The organism is Hymenobacter glaciei (assembly GCF_039539585.1).
Taxonomy (GTDB): domain Bacteria; phylum Bacteroidota; class Bacteroidia; order Cytophagales; family Hymenobacteraceae; genus Hymenobacter; species Hymenobacter glaciei.
Map to the genome: position 1 here is coordinate 153,059 of NZ_BAABDK010000033.1, position 19,112 is coordinate 172,170.

Annotated in this window: 15 protein-coding genes; 6 read left to right on the forward strand and 9 right to left on the reverse strand. The window is 60.3% G+C overall.

Going from position 1 to position 19,112, the window contains the following annotated elements; all coding sequences use genetic code 11:
* Window positions 1-221: 221 nt before the first annotated feature.
* The 4 genes from ABD837_RS22340 to fabG all read right to left on the reverse strand — a co-directional run bounded on the left by ABD837_RS22340 (window position 222) and on the right by fabG (window position 4,587).
* Window positions 222-2,303, reverse strand: a complete 2,082-nt coding sequence (locus tag ABD837_RS22340; protein WP_345059038.1) for a VWA domain-containing protein — start codon at window positions 2,301-2,303, stop codon at window positions 222-224.
* A 67-nt stretch (window positions 2,304-2,370) separates the two neighbouring features.
* Window positions 2,371-3,048 (reverse strand): YiiX family permuted papain-like enzyme, encoded by a 678-nt coding sequence (locus tag ABD837_RS22345; RefSeq protein WP_345059040.1) that lies wholly within the window; start codon window positions 3,046-3,048, stop codon window positions 2,371-2,373.
* Entirely contained in the window at window positions 3,048-3,827 is a 780-nt protein-coding gene (locus ABD837_RS22350) for a DUF4262 domain-containing protein (protein ID WP_345059042.1), read from the reverse strand. Before ABD837_RS22350 ends, ABD837_RS22345 begins: the two co-directional genes overlap by 1 nt.
* Window positions 3,828-3,837: 10 nt before the next feature.
* Window positions 3,838-4,587, reverse strand: a complete 750-nt coding sequence (fabG, locus tag ABD837_RS22355; protein ID WP_345059044.1) for a 3-oxoacyl-[acyl-carrier-protein] reductase — start codon at window positions 4,585-4,587, stop codon at window positions 3,838-3,840.
* Between the two features lie 108 nt (window positions 4,588-4,695).
* Here fabG and ABD837_RS22360 point away from each other — a divergent pair, with 108 nt between their 5' ends.
* The gene (locus tag ABD837_RS22360) at window positions 4,696-5,937 is read left to right on the forward strand and encodes an NAD(P)/FAD-dependent oxidoreductase (protein ID WP_345059046.1); all 1,242 of its coding nucleotides are present in this window, start codon (window positions 4,696-4,698) and stop codon (window positions 5,935-5,937) included.
* A gap of 80 nt (window positions 5,938-6,017) precedes the next feature.
* On the opposite strand, the gene ABD837_RS22365 is transcribed toward ABD837_RS22360, so the two are convergent.
* Window positions 6,018-6,932 carry a tetratricopeptide repeat protein gene (locus ABD837_RS22365; RefSeq protein WP_345059048.1) on the reverse strand — a complete coding sequence of 305 codons (915 nt, stop codon included), beginning with the start codon at window positions 6,930-6,932 and terminating at the stop codon, window positions 6,018-6,020.
* Window positions 6,933-7,140: 208 nt separating this feature from the next.
* On the opposite strand from ABD837_RS22365, the gene lpdA reads away from it, so the two are divergent.
* Entirely contained in the window at window positions 7,141-8,535 is a 1,395-nt protein-coding gene (gene lpdA, locus ABD837_RS22370; protein WP_345059050.1) for a dihydrolipoyl dehydrogenase, read from the forward strand.
* Window positions 8,536-8,643: 108 nt separating this feature from the next.
* Window positions 8,644-9,630 carry a virulence RhuM family protein/type II toxin-antitoxin system death-on-curing family toxin gene (locus ABD837_RS22375; RefSeq protein ID WP_345059171.1) on the forward strand — a complete coding sequence of 329 codons (987 nt, stop codon included), beginning with the start codon at window positions 8,644-8,646 and terminating at the stop codon, window positions 9,628-9,630.
* Between the two features lie 26 nt (window positions 9,631-9,656).
* On the opposite strand, the gene ABD837_RS22380 is transcribed toward ABD837_RS22375, so the two are convergent.
* Window positions 9,657-10,448, reverse strand: a complete 792-nt coding sequence (locus ABD837_RS22380; RefSeq protein WP_345059052.1) for a hypothetical protein — start codon at window positions 10,446-10,448, stop codon at window positions 9,657-9,659.
* 15 nt (window positions 10,449-10,463) lie between these two features.
* Window positions 10,464-11,396: a DMT family transporter gene (locus tag ABD837_RS22385; protein ID WP_345059054.1), complete on the reverse strand. Its 933-nt coding sequence runs from the start codon at window positions 11,394-11,396 to the stop codon at window positions 10,464-10,466.
* Window positions 11,397-11,519: 123 nt separating this feature from the next.
* Here ABD837_RS22385 and ABD837_RS22390 point away from each other — a divergent pair, with 123 nt between their 5' ends.
* Window positions 11,520-12,848: a replication-associated recombination protein A gene (locus ABD837_RS22390; RefSeq protein ID WP_345059056.1), complete on the forward strand. Its 1,329-nt coding sequence runs from the start codon at window positions 11,520-11,522 to the stop codon at window positions 12,846-12,848.
* A 49-nt stretch (window positions 12,849-12,897) separates the two neighbouring features.
* Here the strand turns inward: ABD837_RS22390 and ABD837_RS22395 are convergent, their stop codons facing one another.
* Entirely contained in the window at window positions 12,898-15,639 is a 2,742-nt protein-coding gene (locus tag ABD837_RS22395) for a right-handed parallel beta-helix repeat-containing protein (protein WP_345059058.1), read from the reverse strand.
* A 168-nt stretch (window positions 15,640-15,807) separates the two neighbouring features.
* Here ABD837_RS22395 and sppA point away from each other — a divergent pair, with 168 nt between their 5' ends.
* Both sppA and ABD837_RS22405 read left to right on the forward strand, forming a co-directional pair.
* On the forward strand, window positions 15,808-17,577 hold the full coding sequence (sppA, locus tag ABD837_RS22400) for a signal peptide peptidase SppA (RefSeq protein WP_345059060.1): 1,770 nt from the start codon (window positions 15,808-15,810) through the stop codon (window positions 17,575-17,577).
* 113 nt (window positions 17,578-17,690) lie between these two features.
* Window positions 17,691-18,512, forward strand: coding sequence for a purine-nucleoside phosphorylase (locus tag ABD837_RS22405; RefSeq protein WP_345059062.1), 822 nt, complete (start codon window positions 17,691-17,693; stop codon window positions 18,510-18,512).
* A gap of 105 nt (window positions 18,513-18,617) precedes the next feature.
* Here the strand turns inward: ABD837_RS22405 and ABD837_RS22410 are convergent, their stop codons facing one another.
* Window positions 18,618-19,049: a lipocalin family protein gene (locus ABD837_RS22410; protein WP_345059064.1), complete on the reverse strand. Its 432-nt coding sequence runs from the start codon at window positions 19,047-19,049 to the stop codon at window positions 18,618-18,620.
* Window positions 19,050-19,112 lie beyond the last annotated feature (63 nt).

A 19,112-nucleotide genomic window follows, 5' to 3' on the forward strand; every position in this document is an offset into this window, starting at 1 on the left:
GAATAAACCTGGTGTATTCGGTAAAAAACTCAGTGTACGCGACCAAATACTTACTGTACGCGAGCAAAAACCTCGTGTACGCGAATAAATACTTGGTGTACAAGCGCAAAAAATGCGTGTACGGCAGCAGAAACATCCGGTAAATAGGAAAAAACCTCGGGTGAGCGACCTGCTACTGGCTGCGTCCGGCCCGGGCGCAGCCGTGAATTCCGGCTGCGCCGCTACACGCTGCCCGAATACTTGCGCACGGCCCACTCCACCGTCAAAAAGCCGAGAATGACGAAGAAAATCCACTTGAGATTTATCAAATCCTTTAATTCCTCTTCGGCCGTAATCACGGGCTTGTAATTGGCTTTAATGATGTCCTGCGCGAGCTTATCCAATTGCGAAGGATAGTAGAGTTGCGAGCCGCTGCGGCGCGAAAGCTGCGCCAGCAAGTTGTGGTCGGCTTTCGATTCCAGCGCTTCCAGCGGTTGCGCCTGCACCAGCAGCTCGCCGGCATCCTGCTGAGGCTGGCCGCCGAGCGTGGCGCGCGCCTGGTACTTATAGAGGCCGGCCGGCAGCGGGCCCAGGTGCAGGGGCGAGCCGTCCTCGGCGTTGGCGAACGAGAAGCGGCGGGCCTGCTGCTTGGCATCCGTCAATATCAGGTCGATTTTCTGGTTATACAGGCGTTCGAACACCGCGTTATACGTCTCCGCACCCAGTGTCACGTCGTCCTGCGTGCCGAAAGCATCCTGCGAGGCGTACACGTCGAGGCGCTTTTTGTTGGCATTCTGGGTAAGGAGCTGCAGCGTGCGGATGATGAGCCGGTCGTAGGCTTCGGGCTTGTCGTCGTGCTCCACCGCCTCGCTCAGGCGCCATTGCCAGCTGCCATCGGTGAGCAGCGTGGCCTGGCGGCGGTCGGCGGGGCCGCCGAACACCAGCAGCGGCTTCTGCGTGCCCACGCGGCCCACTTGTTGCCACAGCGCGGCCTCAGCCCCAACGCCCAGGCGGTAGTCCCCAAACGGCACCGGCGCCGGCGGATACTGCGCAAAGCGACGGGCCGATTCTTCGTCGGTGGCAAAGCGCGCGAAGCCGGGGTTCGGCACGGGCGTCACGTCATCCGTCTGTGCCCCGCGCGGCTGAATGCTGAGGCCTGCGCCGAGCTGGTTGTAAGCCGCCAGGTCCGATTGCGCCCCCAGAATGTAGAAGGCGGGCGTTTTGCGGGCCTTCACCTGGGCCAGTAGCTCATTGCCCAGGCCGTCCTGCGCGGGCAGCTGGTGCAGGATGGCCACGTCGAAGTCGGCATCGGCTTTCAGCGGGTTTATGCCAGGTAAGGCTAGGGTAAGGTCGAAGTTGTCGTTGGCCAGAATAGCGGCCCGCAACGCTTTCAGGTCCGGGTGCGGCGCAGCGCCGGCCAGCAACACCCGCAGCTTGCCCTTCACAATCTCGATGAAGGCCGTGCGGGCGTTGTTCAACTCGGTAAACTCGCCGGGTTGCGGGGCAATGAGGACTTCGTAGCGCCGCTTGCCCGGCGCCGGTGCCGTAAGTTGAAAGGTGGTGCGCACCCGGCGCCGGCCAGCAGGCAGGGCCACGCGGCGGCTGTCGAGCACCTTATTTCCCTCGCGCAGCTCCACCGTGGCCGCGCCGCCCGCGTAGCCTTCAAAGCCTAGTTCGGCTTCGATGGGGAATTTATTGCCGCTGAACGCCACGCGGTTGTAGGTGAGGCCGGTCAGGCGCAGGTCGCGTTTGGGAATGGTGTCGCCCACTGCTACGCTGTAAATCGGGAAGTTAAACTCCGAATAGGCCGGGCTGCGGCCCTGGTTCGCAAGTCCGTCGCTCACGAGCACCACCCCGGCCAGGTTGCGGCCATCGTAGGCGTCGCGGGTGCCGGCCAGCAGTTGGTCGAGGTCGGTGGTAGCAGCAGAGAAGCGCAGCGAATCGGGCCGGGCCGGGCGGGCCGGCGAAGACGTTAGGGTGCGGGTTTCGACGGTGAAGCCCTTGCCGCGCAGGGTTTCGGCCAGCCTGGCGAGGCCGGAAGTAGCCTGGCCCAACACATTTTTAGGCGTGAATAGCTCGACCGACTGCGAGTTGTCGACGGCCAGCACCAGCGTGGGCTGCTCGGTGTGGGTGGTCGTGGTTTTGATGAACGGGGCCAGCAGCAGGTAGCATAAAAAGCTCACTACCGTGAAGCGCAGCGCGGCCAGGGCGTAGTTGCGCTGCTTGCTCCACGGGGCTTTGGCCGAGTATTGCAAGGCCGCGTAGCCGGCGCCCACGGCCAGGCAAAGCAGGATAAACCAGGAAGAATATTGAGTGGTCAGCAAACGAAAGTCGGATTGAATCAGCGCTAAAGGTCGGCCCGCGCCGCTAAAGTTGCAGCCGGTTGCTGGTTCAACGGTTGAGCACCGTCACCAGTTCGGGGCTGTTGAAGATGCTGACCGGCGAAATAACGGTTTCGTTCAGCGGCAGCTGCTTGCCATACCGCTCCCGCAGCTTGGCCTGCACCGCGGGGTGGCTCAGGTCGAAATCGCGCAGGTGCTGCAGTTGCCCCAGCCGCCGGTGCAGCCCACGCTCATACACTTTCCAGATGAGCTCGGAGCAATAAATGCGGTCGTCGGACCAACCAAAATACAGGTCGTAGCTATGCCCCAGCAGGGGCTGCCCGGCCGTTTTCAGGCGGGCCAGGGCGGCGGGCGTAAGGGCCTTGGCCGCATCACGCAGCCGCTTGGTTACGAAGTGGCCGCCCTGGCCCCGCGCCACCCAATCGGTCAGCGGCGTCAGTTTCACCGGCTGCACGGCTTCAAATACTTGCCACTGGCCCGCCTGCTGGTACACGATGCCGCAGTGGCTCCAGACCGAATGCGTGGCCAGTTGAATGGCCTGGCTTTGGGCCGATTGCGAGGTGTGGAAAATCAGGTCGCCGTCGTGAAGCTGAGGTGCGATTTGAGCTATTGCATCTTCAGCGGCGCGGTGGCTTTGGTAGCGGAGCAGCTTGCGATGCAGGCGCGGATAGGCAGCGATGGTAAGGCCGGTGAGGAGGAGAAAGGGTAGGAGGAGCCAGCGTTTCATTACTCAGTTTCTTCTACTTCCTCATCTTCGTCTGGGTCTTCCCAAGTTTGCCAATCATCATCAATAGTTTCACGCCACGCTGTCCAACCGTATTTGAGTTGGAACAACTCATTGAGTGAAGCGTCCCGTTTTATAATGTGTTCGAGGCAAACAACTTTAAGGTCTGCTACATCTGTGGTAGTGTCGCACAGAAACTGCCAATCACCGTCGCTATTGTGTGCAACTCGCAAGATGGGGAAGCCCTCCAAAACTTGGCGAGTTGTATACACGCCTAAATTCCGGTCTTCTCGAAACTTGAAATCATTGTCCCGGTCCAGTAGCGGTTGACCGACCTTCCAATCAGGATTGAAGTCCTCATCCCAAGGGTAAAACGCCTGTTTATCCGGCCACACAATTTGTAAAGCTGGAAAATCCCAGCTTTTATAAAACCATGCTGCATAGCCAAAATAGTACTGATAACGCGCTTCGTCAACGGTTAAAAACCGTACATCAAAGCCTTCCAGAAAATCAGGATACCCAACGTTAGGGTCGGGCTTAGGCTGCTTATCCAGCAGCTTTTTGCCCTCCGATAGCACCGAATGAAGTAAATCTAGGCCGAATCCAAAGCAAATGAGCTCGGGATACCCAAACGTTTTGTATAGCCCAATTGTGTAAGCAAAACTAGGCGAGTAGCCATCGCCGTTAAACAAAGCAATGTGGAACCCGTGCTCCTTCACGTCGCTGAGAATACGCTTTTCAGCTTCAGCATTGTGAGCTTTATGTTCTTCCGGCGAGGCCATACTTCCTAAATTATGTCAGCATTCCGCCATCCACCTGCAACACTTGGCCGGTGATGTAAGCCGAATCATCCGAGGCTAAAAACGCTGTGGCCTTCGCTACATCCTCCGGGCGGCCGCCGCGTTTGAGCGGAATGGCCTTGCGCCACTCATCCACCTGCTTGGGGTCGAGGGCATCGGTCATTTCGGTTTCGATGAAGCCGGGGGCAATGGCATTGCAGCGAATGTTGCGCGAGCCCAGCTCCAGGGCCACCGATTTGGTGAAGCCGATGATGCCGGCCTTGCTGGCGGCATAGTTGGCCTGCCCGGCGTTGCCTTTCACGCCCACCACGCTGGTCATGTTGATGATGGAGCCGGCCTTGGCGCGCATCATGGGCTTGGTAGCGGCTTTGGTGAGGTTGAACACGGATTTGAGATTCACGCGAATCACATTGTCCCACTGCTCTTCGCTCATGCGCATCAGCAGGCCGTCCTGCGTAATGCCGGCGTTGTTGACGAGGATGTCGAGCTTGCCGAAATCGGCCACTACGTCGTTTATCAGCTGTTCAGCCTGGGCGTAGTCGGAGGCATCGGAGCGGTAGCCTTTTACCTTCGAGCCGTGGGCAGCCAGCTCGGTTTCGAGGGCCTGGCCCTTCTCGACGGACGACAAATACGTGAAGGCGACATCGGCGCCGAGCTGGGCAAAATGCGCCGCGATGGCGCGGCCAATTCCTTTGGAAGCACCCGTTACGAGGGCCACTTTTCCGGTGAGTGTGTTGGTCATGGGGCAAAAGTAGCACGCAGCCTTTGCTGCGTCCCGTGTGCGCCGTGGGTACCATAACGGGCCAACGATTAACGCAGCAAAGGCTGCGTGCTACTTTCGTCCCAGATTATGCTTCATCACGACATCTGTATTTTGGGCGCGGGCCCTGGCGGGGCCGCCGCCGCCCTGCACCTGGCCAACGCTGGCCAGGTCTGCCTGCTGCTGGACCGCGCCGCGTTCCCGCGCGACAAAACCTGCGGCGACGCCCTCAGCGGCAAGGTCATCAACGAGTTGAAGCGCATCGAGCCCGGCCTGCACGCCAAGCTGGCCGCCTCGCCCATCCAGATTCCGAGCTGGGGCATCGACTTCATCGCGCCCAACGGCCGCAAGCTCGCTATTCCTTTCAAGCCCCAGTTCGACAAAGCCACCGACCACACCGCCGGCCATGTCGCCAAGCGCATCGACTTCGATAATTTTCTGGTCGAAGAAGTGCGGCAGCGACCCGAAATCGACTTTCGCGAAAACGTGGACGTGGCCCGCACCGAGCGCACCCCCACGGGCTGGCAGCTCTTCGACAAAGCCGGCCAGGAAATCGCCACCTGCCGCCTGCTGCTGGTGGCCAACGGCGCGCAATCCGACTTTGCCCGCAAAGTGGCCGGCCACGCTCTCGAGCCCGACCACCACTGCGCCGGCCTACGCACCTACTACGAGGGCGTGAGCGGCCTCAGCCCCGACAACTTCATCGAGCTGCACTTCATCAAGGATTTCCTGCCCGGTTACCTGTGGGTTTTCCCGCTGCCCAATGGCCAGGCCAACGTGGGCGTGGGCATGCTCTCGAAGGCCGTGGCCGATAAGAAGGTGAACCTGCGCCAGCGCCTCGACGAGATTCTGGCCACGCATCCCACGCTGGCTCCGCGTTTCGCTGGGGCCACGCGGCTGGGCTCCGTCAAGGGCTTTGGGCTGCCACTGGGCTCGAAGCGGCGGCCATTGTCCGGCGCGGGCTATTTCTTGCTCGGCGATGCCGGCTCGCTCATCGACCCGTTCTCGGGTGAGGGCATTTCGCACGCCATGGTGAGCGGCCGCCACGCCGCTATCTGGGCCGCCGAAGCCGTGAAAAAAGCCGACTTCAGCCCCGAATTCCTGAGAAACTACGACAAGGCCGTGTACAACCGCCTCGGCCAGGAGCTACGCCTGAGCCGCGTCATGCAGCGGCTGCTCAACTTCCCCAGCCTATTCAACATCGTGGCCAACCGCGCCGTGAACAACCCCACGCTGGCCGAAACCCTGTCCATGATGTTCATGGATTTGGACCTGCGCGAGCGCCTGCGCAAACCCAGCTTTTACTTCAAGCTGTTTTTCGGCGGCAAGTAGAAGAAAGCCCCGCCAAAAAAGCCCGGCATGCTAAGCGAAGCATGCCGGGCTTTTTTTGGACAAGCATTGGCCAAAGCCAATTACTTCTTAGCCGGCATCGGGCGCGGGGTGCGAGGGGCCGGGGCGGGCTTGATGGGCGCTTTGCCTTCGTCGGTGCCCACGTAGCGGCGCAGGGTCTTGGCGGCTTCGGGGTTCAGCTTAGCGGCGCGCTCCAAGTCGCGACGTGCTTCCGAGAGCTTATCAAACGAGGAGTAGCTGATGCCGCGGTACTCCCAGGCATCGGCGTAGGTCGAATCGAGCTGGATGGCGCGGCTAAAATCGGCCACGGCAGGCTTGTACTGATACATCTGCATTTTGGCTACGCCCCGGCCGAAGAACGACTCCTTGTCGTCGGGCCGGTATTTGATGGCCGTGGCGAAATCAGTGGCAGCCGCTTTGTACTGCTTCATCATCAGGCGGTTCACGCCCCGGTTGTAATAGGCGTCGGGGTTGTTGCGCTCGTACTTGATGGCGGACGTGTAGTCGGGCAGGGCGGATGCGTACTCCTTCAGGTAGCTTTTGGCCTTGGCGCGCTTTAGCAGGGCCGCCGCGTCCTTCGGGCGGGCTTTGAGCGTGGCATCGGCGTCGGCGAGCATCTGGCGGTAGTCGGCCGTGGCCAGCTTCTTCTCTCGGGCGCGCTCGGCCGAAGCCGCCGCCGCCGACAGGGTATTAGGAGCTGCTCGGTCGGCGGCCAGCGCAGCCGCGATGGCGGCATCGGACGCAACCGCAGTAGCCGGCGTGGCGGCAATGCCGCTAGCCGCGCCGGTGGTGCGCGCATCAGGGGCGGTGGTGGCAGCGCCGGTTGAGTCGGACCTGGAGGCAATCGAAACGGCCGGCATGCTTATCGACTGGCTGGTATTCGAGGGCTTCTCCTTTTCCTTGACGGTGGTAGCGCAGTTGCTGAGAAAAGCCAGCAGCCCAAGGGCCGCCAGGGGCGAGCGGAAACGTGATTTCATGGAGTTCAGATGTGTGAAGCCCGGCCGGTAGCATCGGCGGCGGGCGTTATACGGGAAAGGCAGAACAATAGCTGCGCAGGTGCAACGCTTGCAAGTTAGCGCCGGGCAGGGCACCGATAGCGCGCAGTGCGAAGGCGCGGCTATCTTTGCGCCAGAATGAAAAGAGCCGGCCGCCGGTTCCTTTTTTACCATCTCCTTTTGAAAATTTATGGCATTGCAATTTGATTTGGTCGTGGTCGGCAGTGGCCCCGGCGGGTACGTAGCTGCTATCCGGGCTTCGCAACTGGGTTTGAAAGTGGGCGTTATCGAGCGCGAGTCGCTGGGCGGCATCTGCCTCAACTGGGGCTGCATCCCTACCAAAGCCCTGCTCAAAAGCGCGCAGGTGTTCGAATACCTCAACCACGCCGCCGACTATGGCCTCAAGGCCGAAGGTGTGGGCTACGATTTCGGCGCCGTAATTGGCCGCAGCCGCGGCGTGGCCGACGGCATGAGCAAGGGCATCAATTTCCTGTTCAAAAAGAATAAGATTGAAACCGTCATGGGCACCGGCAAGCTGCTGGCCCCCGGCAAAGTGGAGGTGACCAAAGCCGACGGCAGCAAGGAAACGGTGGAAGCCAAATCCATTATTCTGGCCACCGGCGCTCGCTCGCGCGAGCTGCCCACCATGCCCGTCGACAACAAAAAAATCATCGGCTACCGCAAGGCCATGACCATGGAGCAGCTGCCCAAGCGCCTGGTGGTAGTGGGCTCCGGCGCCATTGGCGTCGAGTTTGCCTACTTCTACCGCACCATGGGTTCGGAAGTGACGGTGGTGGAGTACCTGCCCCGCATTGTGCCCGTGGAGGACGAGGAAGTATCGCGCCAGATGGAAAAGTCCTTCCGCAAAATCGGCGTGACCGTGCTCACCAGCGCCGAAGTAACCAAGGTGGACACCGCTGGCGAAGGCTGCAAAGTCACCATCAAAACCGCCAAAGGCGAGCAGGTAATTGAGTGCGACGTGGTGCTGAGCGCCGTGGGTGTAACCACCAACCTCGAAAACCTCGGCCTCGAAGAGCTGGGCATCAACGTGGAGCGCGGCCGCGTGTTGGTCGATGACTTCTACCAGACCAACGTGCCCGGCATCTACGCCATCGGCGACATCGTGCCCGGCCCCGCGCTGGCCCACGTGGCCTCGGCCGAAGGCATCATCTGCGTCGAGAAAATTGCCGGCCACCACCCCGAGCCGCTCAACTACCAGAACATTCCCGGTTGCACCTACGCCTCGCCCGAAATTGCCAGCGTGGGCTACACCGAAGCCGAAGCCAAAGCCAAGGGCTACGACGTGCTGGTGGGCAAATTCCCGTTCTCAGCCTCGGGCAAAGCCAGCGCCGCCGGTGTGAAAGACGGCTTCGTAAAAGTCATCTTTGACAAGAAATACGGCGAGTGGCTCGGCGCCCACATGATTGGCGCGAACGTAACCGAGATGATTGCTGAGGTAGTAGTAGCCCGCAAGCTGGAAACCACCGGCCACGAAATCATCAAGGCCGTGCACCCGCACCCCACCATGTCGGAAGCCATTATGGAGGCCGCGGCGGCAGCTTACGGCGAGGTAATTCACCTGTAGAATTTACCCATTGAAAACGCAAAGAGGCCCGGCTGAATCAGCCGGGCCTCTTTGCGTTTTTGGCTTTTTTAAATCGGCTACCTTGCTGCTGCAATAAATGTTTTGAAGATGAATTCCACTGATAATATCCTGCTCTACCAAGCACCCGATGGGCAGACGCAACTTGAAGTTCAACTGGACCAGGAAACGGTGTGGCTGACGCAGGCGCAGATGGTTCAGTTGTTTGATGTCTCAAAGAAGACAATCAGCGAGCACATTCAAAACGTTTTTCGGGAAGGCGAATTGACTTCGGAAGCAGTTGTCCGGAAATCCCGGACAACTGCTTCCGACGGAAAAAGCTACTTGGTGCAGGGCTATAACCTTGATGTCATTATCTCCGTCGGCTATCGGGTGAAATCTCTGCGCGGCACGCACTTCCGTCAATGGGCCACCGGCATCCTGCGCCAATACCTGGTGCAGGGTTATGCGCTGAACGAGAAACGCCTGCGCGAAAATGCCCGTCAACTGGAAGACCTCAAGCGGCTGGTGCAACTTCAGGGCGAAGTAGCGACCAACCAGGAATTAACTTCTGACCAGTCGGCTGCGCTGTTGCGGGTGCTGGGCGACTATGCCCGCGCCCTTGATGTGCTCGACCAGTATGACCACCAGCGCCTGCAGGTGCGCGGCACGGCCACCGAGGAGTCTTTTGAGTTGACGTATGAAGCAGGTTTGGAAGCCGTCGAAAGTCTGCGTATCCAGTTCGGCGGAAGCCCACTGTTTGGGCGGGAAAAGGATGCTTCTTTTCAGAGCTCTGTACGGACAATATATCAGAGCTTTGATGGTGAGGATTTATACCCGAGTGTGGAAGAAAAGGCTGCCAATCTGCTGTATTTCGTAGTGAAAAACCATTCGTTTTCGGACGGCAATAAGCGCATTGCGGCTTTCCTGTTCGTATGGTTCCTGGACCGAAATAGATGCCTATACCACGCCGACGGCACCCGTCGGCTGGCCGATAATGCGCTGGTGGCCCTCACACTGCTCATCGCCGAAAGCAAGCCGGAGGACAAGACTACAATGGTAACGCTGGTAGTGAACTTGATTAATCAGGACAATTAATAAAGTTGTGATTTGCAGTAAATCAGTCATTTAACTAGTGCATAATAGGGCTGCTGCCGAATGAGAGCCTGAGCTTGCTGCGGTGAAAGTGCATCGGTACTAAAATCGGCCACTCCTAAACCTGCTCCGAATACATTAACCCGCCATCGGTCATTTTCTGGTTGTGCCTTTGGAAGGCGATGTACGGTTTTTCCACTGGCATCCAAAGCTTGCTTCGTGGCAACTTTGCCGTGGTGTTGGATGCAGAGTTGGATGTAGCGTAGTTGAATTTTAGAGTTCTCGGCTTCCACGTTTGCTAGGAATGGGGCCAGAGTGCTTATCGCCTCCGGTAGCCGCCCTAGTTTCTCAAAAGCATGAGAAACTAGGATACTGATGTTGACATTGGCGGCGTAGTATTCGTTTAGGTCGGAGATGCCTCCATTGTCAAAGCCTAATTTTCGTTTCTGCCAATCATCCTGATAGAAGCCAATGGCGGCGCGGTAATAGCTGGTTGCCTGGGCCTGATTCCCGTTGGATTCAGCTTGAATGCCGTGCTTTAGTAGTGATATTAGCTTGTCCGGGATGCAGACTGGAAAGCCCTGTTGGAGGTAGGTAAAAATTCCCGTTTCAACTACCGTAGTATCCAGTCGCTTATTCACAATAAACAAGCTGTCATGTCGCGTAAATGATGTGTCGGCGAAGTAATATAGCTTCTCTAATTCGCTGCAATCATCGCATTCCGGAAACCGGAGGTCCGGTTTTACAGCTGCTGCCCGGTGTTGAGGAGTGCAGGACACAAGCCAACTACAAACAACCAGCAACAAGTATGGAGCTTTCATGCCTTAAAGAAGCGGCTAATTCTGCACTGTGTCCACCGATTCCGCCGGCCCAGCTGCCGGTTTCCGCTTCCAGCTCACCAACCACACGCCCAAGAAGATAAGCGCCGCTTGGCCGGCCTTGCCCCAGGTGAGGTGGTCTTTGCCCAGGGCCACGGCGATGAGCACGGCCAGCACTGGCTGCGGGTAGATGTACACGCCCAGCAGGGCAGGGGAGGCGTATTTCAGCGCCCAGTTGTTCAGCAGATAGGCCAGGATGGTGAGGAAGACCACCATGTAGCCGATTTCGAGCCAGATGTAGAGCGGGAAGTGGGCGTAGTCGGCCGTCAGGGCATCGCGCCAGCCAAACGGCACCGCAATGAACGCACCCACCAGAAACACCCGCGCCAGTACCGTAAAGGCGTGGTACTTGCGCATCAGCGGGGCTGAGAGTACCAGGTAGATGCCGAACACCGTGGCGTTGGCCAGAATGAACAGGTTGCCCAGCGTGGCGTGGGGGTACGCTGCTGCCTGCGCGTTGCGTCCCAGAATGAGCAAACCCGCACCCACCAGGCCCACGCCAATGCCCAGTACGCGCGTCAGCGTAATTTTCTCTTTGAGCAGAATGGCCGAGGCAATGACCACCACAATGGGCGCGATGGTTTGCAGCAGCGACGCGCTAATGGGCGAGGTGAGGTTGAGGCCCGAAAAAAAGAGCAGCTGGTTCACGCCAATGCCCAGCACCCCGCAGGCCAGCGCCCGCAGGTTATCGGCCCGGCCGATGATTTTATCCTGCGGAGCCACAAAGTATTTGATGACGGCGAAGAACAGTGCCGCCCCCACAATGCGCAACGTAACGATGCCAAGCGGCCCCATGTACTTCGGCATCACGTCTTTCGAGAGCGAATAATTGGCGGCGTAGATAAGGGCAACGAAAAAGAGAGCCGCGTGCACGCGGAGGGAATTGCGCATGGTAATGAGGTAGGTCGTTGCGCGAAGTAGCGCGAACTTTGTGGTTCGCGTCCCCCGCGCCTGCTGACTGGCCCGCGCCAGAATCGTTCGGGGACGCGAGCTACAAAGTTCGCGCTACTTCCCATGACTTCCCTCTTCCCCGACGACGAACCCGCCGCCTTCACCCCGGCCGCTGTGCCCGGGCCCGATGCGCCCCTGGCCGAGCGCCAGCGCCCCCGCCGCTTGGTCGACTATGCCGGCCAGCAGCACCTGGTGGGCGAAACCGGCGTGCTGCGCCGCTACCTGAACTCAGGCCGGCTGCCCAGCCTGATACTATGGGGCCCGCCCGGCGTGGGCAAAACCACCCTGGCCCACCTGCTGGCCAGCGAATTAAAACAACCCTTTTCGGCGCTCTCTGCCATTAATGCGGGCGTGAAGGACGTGCGCGACGTGATTGAAAAGGCCAAGCGGCAGCGCGGTACCGTGCTGTTTATCGACGAGATTCACCGCTTCAGCAAGGCGCAGCAGGATGCGCTGCTGGGCGCAGTGGAGTACGGCACGGTTACGCTGATTGGGGCAACCACGGAAAATCCTTCGTTTGAAGTCATCCCGGCCTTGCTCTCGCGCTGCCAGGTGTATGTGCTGGAGGCGCTGAGCGCTGATACGCTGCGTGGGCTGGTGCAAAAAGCGCTGACCGAAGACGAGGCGCTCAAGCAAAAGAAGGTCGTCCTCAAAGAAGACCACGCCCTATTGGCCCTGAGCGGCGGCGATGCCCGCAAGCTGCTCAACCTGCTCGAAATTGTGGTGCAAAGCACGACGCCCGATAAAAAGGGCGTCATCCAGGTGACCGATGCGGTGGTGCAGGAAGTGGCCCAGCGCCCGCTGGCGCGCTACGACAAGGGCGGCGAGATGCACTACGACGTCATTTCGGCCTTCATCAAGTCCATTCGCGGTTCCGACCCCAACGCGGCCCTTTATTACCTGGCCGTGATGCTGGAAGGCGGCGAAGACGTGAAATTCATTGCGCGCCGCATGCTCATTCTCGCTTCAGAGGACATCGGCAACGCCAACCCCAATGCCCTGATGCTGGCCATCAGCTGCTTCCAGGCCTGCACCGTCATCGGCCTGCCCGAATCGGACCTGATTCTGGCGCAAACCGTTATTTACCTGGCTACTTCGGTGAAAAGCAATGCTGCCTACATGGCTATTCGCGCCGCGCAGGCCGAGGTGAAGGCCAACGGCGTGCACCCGGTGCCGGTGCCGCTACGCAACGCCCCCACGCGCCTGATGAAGCAGCTGGGCTACGGCAAGGAGTACGCCTACTCGCACAACGGCGAAGGCAACTTCGAGGAGCAGGAGTTTCTGCCCGACGCGCTGAGTGGCACCCGTTTCTACGAGCCCGGCCGGAACGCCAGCGAGGCCAAGATTCAGGAGCGGCTGCGCGGCTGGTGGGGCGAGAAGTACGGCTACTAATTCGGGCAGGCTGGGTTGGTTCGGCTGGGCCGCCGCAGGGAATGGCCGCCTATTCCTTGAGCAGGCGCAAGGCAAAACGCGCGCCGCCGCCCTGCCCGTGGAGCAAGAATACGCCGGGCGGTAATTCGGCCAGGCTCAGCCGGTGGGTTTGCCCTCCAGACAAGGCTAGGCGGCGTACCGTGCGGCCGGTCGCGTCGCAAATAGCCACCTCGTAGCTGCCGGTTGGCAGCGCCCGCATGTCCAGCGTACTCATGGCTGAAGCCGGGTTGGGCCACAGCGCAACAGCGTGCGTGGCCGCCGGCCAGGCCGCCAGCGGGGCCGCCCCATTCACCCGCAGTAACACCACCGAGGTGAAGGGGGCCAGCACCAGACTGCCGCTGTAGGAAGCGTTGCGAACGTCGACGTACCGCATGCCTGCGGGCAACGCCACGGTGCGCGCCACCGCCGTGGCGTTGTACTCGAAGCGGACAGAGTCGGCGAGGCTGGCCGGGGCCAGGGTGGCTTCCCGCACCGTCACGTTGTCGACCCACACGGTGCGGTTGTCTTCGGGCGTTTGCAGGAGGGCAAGCGCGTTGGCGTGGGCGGCCGTGGTTAGTAAGTGCAGCTCGTAGGCCCGTGCCGTCGGCGTAAGCTCGACCACCTGGCGGCTGGGGGTGAGGTCGGCGTAGGCGTTGCTGCCCTGTATCAGGAAAACCTCCAGCAGCTTGGTGCCGGCCGAGCTGCGGGCATCGAAGCGCAGCACGTAGTTCTGGCCCAGCGTTACGCCGCCCACCGAAGCCAGCGCCTGCATGGGGCCACCATTCGGCGCAGCCGCATTGCTGGCCATGCGCAGGCTGCCGCCGCTGCCCAGGGCATTGGCATTGTCCCAGGTAATAACGGGGCTACCGGCCGAGGAAGAAGAGCCCCAGTTGTTGATGCCCGTGGTGAAGGAGCCGTTGGCTATTTTCTCGGGGCTAATAAAGCTCTGAACGCGGAACGGCCGGAACCGCACCGGGCTTCCCACCGAGCCAGCATCCTGGTTGAACCGGGACTGCCATTCGCCGAGCGTGTAGTTCTGGTTATCGTAGCGGATGTGCAAGGCATTGCTGAACGGCTGCGCGTAGTAGTTGCCGCTGAGGGTGCCCAGCTGGGGCAGATTGGCGAGCAGCACCCGGTAGTCGGCTACCAAGGCATCGGGCCGGGTGCTCACCAGCACGTTGTTCTGAACGGTGTGGCCCGTGCTGGCGCAGGAAACGGCCGCGGCAATGACCAGTTGGGCCCCGTTGTTGAAGCTGGTGTTGCCGCTGACCGCAACGTCGCTGTTGCCGTGGAGGTAGATGCCGGCGTAGCCGCATTCGGCCACGGTGTTGCCCTGCACCGTCACGTTGCGCGTGCAGTCGTCGAGGTAAATGCCGTTTGCGGGCATGAACGTTTGCCCAACCGCTCCTTCGGGCGCGCCCACCCCGTTGAGGATGATGTTGTCGGTGATGCGGGCATTGACGTTGTTGGCGGGCGGGGCACCGTTGTAGGTATAAATGCCCCCGCCGTCATCTTTCGTCAGGCAAAAGTTGCTTATCAGGTTGCGCGCCACGCTGATGTTGCTGGTGCCGAAATACGCCAGGCCCACGTAGCCGCAGCTGTCCAACGTGTTGTTTTCGAGCGCCACGCGGTTGCTGTTGCTTATCCCGAAGGTGTAGTACTGGCCGTCGCCGCCGAGGCCCCGGCCCGGCACCACTCCCGTGTTGCGCACGGTGTTGTTGCGAAAGGTGAAGTCGGTGTAGCTGTCCACGCTCACCGCGTTGTTGTTCACGCCCCGAATAAGATTGTTTTCCAGGAGTACGTCGCTGCCGCTGCCGCTCAGCAAAACCCCGTTTTCGTCGGCTCCGAGTATCTGCATGCCCCGCACCACTAGGTGCGAAACGTTCGTGCCTTCGAGGGCAATATGGGCCGTCTGCGCAATGGTCAGGTTTTCGAGCGTGAGGTACTGCTGGTTGCGAATAACCACGCCCGAGGGCGCGGCCGTGGTGGCCGACAAAGCGCCATCGGCCGGGGCAGTGGTGGCATAGAGCCGCAAAGTGGCCCGGGCCGGGTAGTAGTACCACTCGCCGGTCTGGTCAAGGGTTGCGGGGTGGTTTTGGAGAAAGAACCCCCAGCCATCGGGCAGCCCGCCGCTGGTGTAGAAAGGGCTTTCGAATGCCCCCAGCGTGAGCGTAGTGCCGCTGTGCCCGGTTACGGGGGCGCGGTCGAGCACCCAGCGAATGCTGCGCACCACGGCCGTGGCTCCCGTCCAGTTACCGCTGAGCTGGGGGGCCGTCAGGCCGGTGTTGCCGCTGTGCGAGGCAATGGTAAGGTAGCCTTTGTTGGGCGCGCTCAGGTTGGGGTGGCGTCCCAGCGGCAGGGCCCGCCCGTTGGGTGCGTAAAGGTCGGTTACGGCCGTTCCGGCGGCGCAGGGTGCTTCCCACAGGTTGGGGCCCGCGCTAGTCCAGCCGTTCAGGGGCGTGCTGCCGCTGAGCACGGGCGCCGCGGCGGTGGCCGGCCCGAAGGCGCCAAACGTGAGGGGCGCACCGCTGGTGCCCGAGCGGGTGATGGCCAGCTGCCCGCGGAAAACGTCGCCGCGGCGGAACAGCACTTGGTCGCCGGGCTGTAGCAAGGGCATGGCCGCATCGAGGCGAGCCAGGCTTTGCCAGGGAGTAGTCGCATTCTGAGCTTGAGCAGCCGTGTTGGCGTCGTTGCCAGTGGCAGCGACGTAATAAGTTGCTGAGCGGGCCGGCAGTCCGCCCAGCAGCAAGGCTGCGAGTATAAAGTGTTTCATGCGAAATGAAAATTTATCGACAGTTAAGTAAACTATTGCAAGGAAATAATAGAAGTAAGCCCTGTAATGCCTGGAAATTTACGGCGATAAAAAGGAGCAAGTAGCTTGGTCGTGCGTCTTTCGCCAGGGCCGGCCTATTTTTACCCAGTCATCTTATCTTTTCCATTCATGCGTCAATTTTTCAAATTTGTGCTGGCTACCATCGTTGGTTTGCTCGCGTTTAGTTTTATCGGTTTCCTGATTTTCGCGGGCATCATCGGCGCGGCGGCCAGCAGCGACGGCAAGAAGGAGGTAGCCGCCAACTCGGTGCTCGAACTCAAGCTGAATGAGCCCCTGACCGAGCGCGGCCGGGGCCGGGAGTTCGGCCCGTTCGGCGGCAGCGGCTCGACCGGGCTTATCGAAATAAAGGAAGCCATCAAGCGGGCCAAAACCGACGGCGACATCAAGGGCATTTTGCTGAACTTGGAGTTCGTGCAGGGCGGCATGGCCTCGCTGGAAGAAGTGCGCGACGCGCTGCTCGACTTCAAAAAATCGGGCAAATTCGTGGTGGCCTATCACGAGGTAAGCTCCGAGAAAAGTTTTTATCTGTCGTCGGTGGCCAATGAGATTTACCTGCACCCGCAGGGCACGCTCGAATTCAACGGCCTGAGCTCGGAGGTAATGTTCTACAAGCGCCTGTTCGACAAAGCCGGCATCGAACCCTACATCTTCCGGGTGGGCTCGTTCAAGAGTGCCGTAGAGCCGTTTTTCCGCGAGAACTTTTCCGATTCGGCCCGCTACCAGACCGTGTCGTTCCTCAACTCCATCAACGGCTATATGGTGAAGCAGGTAGCCAAGTCGCGCGGCATCGCCCCGGAGCGCCTGAAAGTCATTTCCGATTCGATGCTGGTGCACAACGCGCCCGACGCGCTGCGTTTGAAGATGGTGACCAAGCTCGGCTACTTCGATGAAGTGCAGGACTACATGCGCGGCAAACTAGGACTGGCCAAAGATAAAAAGCCCAACCTGGTGAGCCTGAGCGACTACAGCGACAGCGACGATGCCGACGAAAAAGAAGGCAACACCAGCGGCAACCGCATCGCCGTGATTTACGCCGAAGGCGACATCGTAACCGGCAAAGGCTCCGACGATAACATCGGCAGCACCAAGTTTGCTGAGGCCATCCGCAAAGCCCGCCTCGATGACAAAGTGAAGGCCGTGGTGCTGCGCATCAACTCGCCCGGCGGCTCCTCGCTGGCTTCGGACATCATCTACCGCGAAGTGTCGCTGACTAAGAAAGTGAAGCCGATTATCGCCAGCATGAGCGACGTGGCGGCTTCGGGCGGCTATTACATTGCCATGGCCTGCGACACCATTGTGGCCCATCCAAATACCATCACGGGCTCCATCGGCGTGTTTGGCGTGCTGCCCAACATTCAGCCGCTGCTGGCCGATAAGCTCGGCATCACCGTGGACCGCGTGACGACCGGCAAGTTCTCCGACCTGCCCACCATCACCCGCCCGCTCACCGATTTCGAGAAGCGCACCCTGCAGGGCGAGGTAAATCACATCTACGCCGACTTCACGAGCAAGGCCGCCCTGGGCCGCCATATGCCCGTCGAGCGCCTGCGCCGCATTGCCTCGGGTCGCGTCTGGAGCGGCATCGAAGCCAAAAACAATGGCCTGGTCGACGTGCTGGGCGACTACCAGGATGCCCTAAACATTGCTGCTGCCCGTGCCCACCTCAAAGCCGACGATTACCGGGTGCAGCGCCTGCCGCGCCAGCGCTCGTCCTTCGAGGCCCTGATGGCCCGTTTCGGCGGCGACGACGCCGAGGTGAAAGCCCGTGCCATCAAGGCCGAGCTGGGACCGCTGTACCCGGCCTACGCCCAGTACCAGCAGCTGCTCCAAATGCGCGGCGTGCAGGCCAAACTGCCGTATTCGCTCGAAATCAAGTAAAACATCAAACAGCCGTAGCGCGAACTTTGTAGTTCGCGTCCCCGAACAAGTCGTTGCAACGGCGAGGGGACGCGAACTACAAAGTTCGCGCTACATCATTCCAGCCATTGCTTATGCTCTCCCACCTTAAAGAAGCCGCTTCCTACATCCAGACCAACTCGCAGAACTTCCAGCCCACCATCGGTATCATCCTCGGCACGGGCCTTGGGGCGCTGGCTAGAGAGGTTGAAGTCGAGCACGAAATCAACTACGCCGACATTCCCCACTTCCCGCTGAGCACCGTTGAAAGCCACGCCGGCCGATTGTTGCTGGGCCGCATGGGTGGCAAAAAAGTGGCAGTGCTGCAAGGGCGCTTTCATTACTACGAGGGCTACACCATGCAGCAGGTGGCCATGCCAGTGCGGGTGCTGAAGCTACTGGGCATTAGCCAGCTGCTGGTGAGCAACGCGGCCGGCGGGCTAAATCCTGAGTTTAACCTTGCTGATTTGATGCTGATTGACGACCACATCAACCTGCAGCCCGGCAACCCGCTTATCGGCGCCAACCTCGACGAGCTGGGCCCGCGCTTTCCCGACATGTTTGCGCCCTATGACGCCGACCTGCTAGCCCGCGCCGAAGCGGCCGCCGCCGCGCTGGGCCAGGCCGGCACCACCCGGCGCGGCGTGTACGCCAGCGTGCCCGGCCCCATGCTCGAAACGCCCGCCGAGTACCGCTACCTGCGCACCATCGGGGCCGATGCCGTGGGCATGAGCACCGTGCCCGAAGTGATTGCCGCGCGCCACCTGGGCCTGCCCGTGCTGGCCGTGTCCGTCATCACGGACCTGTGCGCGCCTGGCCACCTCAAGCCTGTGGTGCTGGCCGACATCTTCGCCGCTGCCGGAGCTGCCGAACCCCGCCTTACCGCCCTGATTAAGCAGGTGGTGAAAGGACTGTAGTACCTGCTTTAGCTTGTGCCTGCCGGTACGTGCCAGGTGCTGCTGAAAAAGCAAAAGAGGCCCGGACGGTATGTCCGGGCCTCTTTCGTGGAAAATGGTTGGCAACTACATCTGCGCCGAAAAGGTGCGCTCTTCGGTTGCGCCGTTTTTATTCATGAAGCTGTAGCGTAACTCGGTGGCCGAGAGGTTGGCTACGGTGTAGTCGGTGCTAGTGCCTTTGTTGTCGGTGAGGTGCAGCACAGTGTTGTTGGTCATCAGCATCCAGGTGCCGGGATACGTGCTGCCATCGGACAGAATTTTCTGGGTATACGTACCATCGCTGCGGAACGTGAGCGAATACTGGTCTTTGATGTTGGCGCCGGTGCCGGTAACCTGGCCGGCCTCTTTCACCTGGTCGAGGCGCCAGCTGCCGGTAGTGAGTTGCTGCGTAGCCGTCATGGTAGTGGGCTGTGGCATGGCGGGGGAGTCTTTTTTGCAGCTGCCGAGGCTGATAGTAGTCAGCGCCAGGGCAAGAAGGGTGAAGCGGAAGGAGTTCATGGGAAAAGAAAAATGTGAAATTGGATGAGTGATGACCAGTAGATGCGGCACTGCTGGTAATGG